The organism is Piscirickettsia salmonis LF-89 = ATCC VR-1361 (genome assembly GCF_000297215.2).
GTDB classification, from domain to species: domain Bacteria; phylum Pseudomonadota; class Gammaproteobacteria; order Piscirickettsiales; family Piscirickettsiaceae; genus Piscirickettsia; species Piscirickettsia salmonis.
The window spans coordinates 1-5,175 of record NZ_AMFF02000219.1 but is presented as its reverse complement, the minus strand read 5'-3'; the positions used below and the strand labels follow the sequence as shown (position 1 = coordinate 5,175).

Here is a 5,175-nt window from a genome sequence, read left to right as displayed (position 1 = left end):
ACTGTTAATCCAGCGCTATAAAAGCACTGATCATCCCAATTAATGCCCACTTGACGATATTTTTTGCGAATCCCTGCTAAAAATAACATTATATATCACATGTATTCTATATATTAGAAAAATGATACATAATTAGTGACCTAAATAGCATGCTTTAATATCCGGATATATACTATGATAACAAGGATACTCAAAAAGATTAGCAAAAGAGGCCATGCATGAAAGCACTGCGCGTTTTCACTTGGTTTGCCATCAGCCTGCTACTGATTGTCATGTTAGTAACAGCGAGCTTACTTTATTATATGGTAAATAACCTGCCGGATGTATCAACTCTGCGCAGTGTTCAACTTCAAGAGCCGCTGCGTATTTATAGTGCAGATGACAAACTAATCGCAGAAATTGGCAATAAACGTCGTATTCCTGTCAGCCTCGCTGAAATTCCACAAGATCTCATCCATGCAATACTTGCCACAGAAGACCACCGCTTTTACCAACACAGCGGTGTAGACATTAAAGGCCTGGCGCGCGCGGTTATTGGGCTTATTACTACCGGCGAAAAACGTCAAGGCGGCAGCACAATCACTATGCAAGTTGCTCGTAATTTCTTTTTATCACGTAAAAAAACCTATTTACGCAAATTCAATGAAATATTACTTGCCTTCAAAATAGAACATGAACTCACTAAAAATGAAATTTTATCACTTTATCTTAATAAAATTTACTTAGGCCAACGCGCTTATGGCGTCGGTGCAGCTGCTAAAATTTATTATGGCGAAACAGTCAGCCAGCTTGACCTTGCCGAAATAGCAATGATTGCCGGCCTCCCTCAAGCGCCTTCTGCCATCAATCCAATTTATAACCCTAACGCTGCAAAAAAGCGCCGCAGTCATGTCCTTACCCGGATGTTACGCTATGGCTATATTAATCATGCCCAATACCAAAAGGCCATGGCAGCCCCCATCAAGACAAAATTTCACCGCACCAAAACCGCCGTCTATGCCCCACATGTTGCTGAGATGGTGCGACGCTATATCACCGAATTATTTCCAAAAATTGCCTATACTGGTGGCTTTAAAGTCTATACAACCATAGATTCATCATTGCAAACAGCCATTAACCACGCCTTAGAAAATGGCCTAACTGCCTATGATCGCCGCCATGGTTACCGTGGTCCCATCAGCTGGATCAATCTTCAACAGCGATCACCTACAGACCTACTTAAACAATTCAATCATTTTCCTAGTATCAAAAATAAACCCACCGCCATTGTCACGACAATGACTGATAACAGTGCTGAAGCCCTACTCAAAGATGGCCAAAAAATTACTATTCCTTGGCAAGGTTTAGCCTGGGCACGCCGTTACATTAATGAAAAACGCCGTGGCCCAGCACCTAAGCAAACTGTAGATATTCTAAAAGCAGGTGATGTCATCTTAGTACAATATCAAAAAGACCACTGGCAATTAACGCAAAAACCAGCCATTGAAGGCGCTGCTGTTAGCTTAAACTCAAATAATGGTGCAGTTCTCGCACTAATCGGTGGCTTACCCTTTACACAAAGTAACTTTAATCGGGCCATTCAAGCAGAGCGTCAACCCGGCTCTAGCTTTAAACCCTTTGTTTATTCCGCAGCCCTTGAAAAAGGCTACACCGCCGCTTCAATTATTAATGACTCACCGATTGTGCTACCTGGCAATGAAACCTATGAACTGTGGCGACCACAAAATGATAACCGCCGCTTTCGTGGCGCCACACGATTACGCACTGGCCTCACCCATTCGATGAATTTAATTTCTATCCGCTTATTACAGGATATTGGCATTGATTACACACATCAATATGTCCAACGTTTTGGCTTCGCTGCCCAGTCTTTACCACAAAATCTCTCTCTTGCACTCGGCACAAATACGCTTACTCCATTACAGCTTGCCGCAGCATATAGCAGCTTTGCCAATAGCGGTTACCGTGTCATCCCTTTTTATATTGATCGTATTGTCAACTCTAATCACAATATACTCTTTCAAGCCGCCCCTCCGACCGTACCGCGCTATCAGCAAGGCGATCAACCACAAGCACCGCGCATTATCAGCGCTCAAAATGCCTATATTATGACTAGCATCATGCAAGATGTCGCACGCCTAGGAACCGCTAAGCGTACTCAAGAACTCAAGCGCCAAGATATCGCGGGTAAAACCGGCACCACCAGCGAGCAACAAGACGGTTGGTTCGCAGGCTTTACTCCAGATGTTGTCACCACCGTCTGGGTTGGCTTTGACAGTCCACAACCCACAGGAGAGTACAGCAGCACACTCGCATTACCGATCTGGATAGACTATATGAAAACTGCATTAAACTATTATCCTGAGCGGCGCTGGCCACGCCCAGACAACCTTGTCACGCTCCGCATAGACCCAAACACCGGTCAACTGGCCCATGATTGGCAAAAAGAGACTATCTTTGAAACCTTCAGAAAAAAATATGCGCCTAAGCATTATAGCAACCAAGCAAATACCCATTTACCCGGTGATTTAGCGCAAGATTTATTTTAAATTAAGATATTTATTTAAAATATAATTAATGCTTATCTTAATTAGCATTTTGATTTTTAAATTAAAATAAACTAATTAATAAGTAATAAACTAAAAATAATCAATTTAGGATATCAATTCATGGACGTAATGACCAAAGATACAATTGCCCATATGCTAGAAAACGCCAGCCAAGCTTTTAACCGTAAAAATTTTATTGACTCTAAAAATACCTTAGACCAGCTCATTCAACAACACCCACAAGTTGCCGAAGCTTGGTATCGACTTGCGCTGGTTCTTTACAAGCAAAATAAATTAACCAGTGCAATTGATCATTTACAACACGCCCTCCAGCTTGACCCTAAAAATTATATTTATCACTACCAACTTGGCCTGTGCTATAAAGCAAGCGAAAAGCCCTTAGATGCTTCATTTAGCTTATTACAAGCAGTCAGCCTCCATCCCCAAGACCAAACTGTTTTAAATGCCCTGATTACTGAATTAAATACACTTAAGACCAACCATCCCAAGCACACACTTAAGATGGTCCGTAAACTTAGCCAAATTTTTAAACACGACACTGGCTTACAGCTGGCTAAAGCCAAGTTATTAAAAGGACTACCCCTGATCGAGCTAATTACAGAGGATGCAAGCCTACTCGATGATATTTACCAGATACTTGAACTGCGAACAATCAATGCTCGACCACTCGCTCCTCAAGTGCAAATCTTAGCCTTATCAACGAATAATTTAAATGAACACTTAAACGACTTGCTTGATCATAAAAGCATTAAAACCCTTCCTCAAGAAAAAGTACAGGCGATTATTTGTCACCCATTATTGCTAAGAACACTCACCAGCTTTCCTATTAGCCATGCGCACATCGAGCAACCGCTCGTCAAATTAAGAAAGTCATTCCTCTATCATGCAACACATAAAACACTAAATATCACCCAAGAGGTACTGACATTTTTAAATTGTCTTTGCCAGCAAACCTGGCTCAATGAGTACATCTACAGCACAGATAGCGATGAGAGTACTTGGCTAAAGCAACTTCATAAAGCCATCCATACTACAGAGTTAACCCCCATTCAATTTATCTATAGCACATTGCTCTGGTACTGCTATCACAGTGTCAGTGAAGATGAGCAAACCTTACATAAAAGCCTACAATATTTAAATGCCCCCCTATTACAGCCTATTTTCAATCAATATCGCAGTTTACAGCGGGAAAAAAGCCTACAAAAACATTTGAATAAAATAACGAGCATTAACGATAAAGTCTCTAAAAAAGTCCGTAATCAATATGAAGAATCTCCCTACCCACGTTGGACTGCTGTTGATATAGAACCCATCAAACGCAACCTCAGCACATTAATTCAAGAGCATCTACCGCATTTTTCTCCATCTAAATCATTATTAAAGCCAGCTCGTATTTTAATTGCCGGCTGTGGCTCTGGTTATCAAGCCATTAACCTCGCCTCCTGCTGTGATGCCAAAGAAATTATCGCTATTGACTTAAGCGCCACCAGTCTAAGTTATGCAAAACGCATGGCTGAGGAATTTAATATAACCAATATTCAATTTCAACAGGCCGATATTCTGGAACTGACCAACAGTATTGATCAACCTTTTGACTATATTCTTGCCAGTGGTGTACTGCATCACTTAAATGATCCATTAGCCGGTTGGCAGGTTTTAACCAATTTATTAAAACCAAAAGGCATCATGCTCATCGGCCTCTACAGTAAAACCGGGCGCAAAACCGTTACCCAAGCAAGAAAATACATTAAAGAGCAAAAATTAGCAGCAACTCCTGAGGATATTCGCAAATTACGTGCAGATATTTTACAAGCACCAAGTCACCCACTTAAACCACTGTCAAAATGGCGTGATTTTTTTACCTTGAGCGAGTGCCGTGATTTAATCTTTCATGTCAAAGAACATCAATTTACGCTTAACCAAATCAAACAGGCATTAGCCAAACTATCATTGCAATTTACTGGCTTTCAAAGCCATGACCTTGCTTTGGGAAAGCATAAAGAAAAAATAACTGCTAGAGAAAACTATCAAAATCTGGATCTATGGGCTGAATATGAAAAAAACAACCCTGATTTATTTTATTGCATGTATAATTTTTTCTGTCAGAAAAAATAAGCCCTCAATGGGCTTATTATCTCACCTCTCAATACATTTAAGCCCATAACTTAATTAAATCCACTTAAAGTTAAAATAAATTTACAAGAAACAAATGTAAGCTCATTTTTTTTATATTCCTATGGTTTTCTCCAAATGTTACTTTTCTAACTAACATGGTTAAATTTCAATTATGGATATTTCATGCCAAGAAGCCGAGAGAGTTTATCAGATACAGTCAAAGCAATAAGTACAGCCTTATCTGGTTTATTTAGCAGTATACCTACAGTATTTCGGGGGTTAGGAGGGCTCATTACCTATACAGGAGCAGGTATAGGAAATATTATAAGAAATTGCTTAGGTATAGTTAGCGGTATTATAGCAACCCTGGGTAACCTCGCTTTAAAACTTAGTGCTGGAGCCGTTGGACTCTTTTCTGAAGTTGGCAACCTGGGCTTAAAAGCATTTGCTGGAATTACTGGTCTGTTTGCTGAAGTTGGCAACCTGGGAT

General features: G+C 40.4%; 3 protein-coding genes. All 3 read left to right on the top strand.

Translation table 11 applies throughout. The annotated features are described in order from the left end of the window. Positions 1–218 precede the first annotated feature (218 nt). Complete coding sequence (locus C200_RS13560) at positions 219–2,549, top strand: penicillin-binding protein 1A (RefSeq protein WP_016211610.1); 2,331 nt, start codon at positions 219–221, stop codon at positions 2,547–2,549. Positions 2,550–2,669: 120 nt separating this feature from the next. Further along, the gene (locus C200_RS13555; RefSeq protein ID WP_129556603.1) at positions 2,670–4,685 is read left to right on the top strand and encodes a methyltransferase domain-containing protein; all 2,016 of its coding nucleotides are present in this window, start codon (positions 2,670–2,672) and stop codon (positions 4,683–4,685) included. A gap of 183 nt (positions 4,686–4,868) precedes the next feature. Beyond that, on the top strand, positions 4,869–5,175 hold a 307-nt coding region (locus C200_RS13550), incomplete at its 3' end, for a hypothetical protein (RefSeq protein ID WP_033923835.1).

What these genes read in the sequence shown, in the direction of transcription:
- C200_RS13560 (WP_016211610.1), top strand. Translation starts at nt 219, where the DNA reads ATGAAAGCACTGCGCGTTTTCACTTGGTTTGCCATCAGCCTGCTACTG.
- C200_RS13555 (WP_129556603.1), top strand. Translation starts at nt 2,670, where the DNA reads ATGGACGTAATGACCAAAGATACAATTGCCCATATGCTAGAAAACGCC.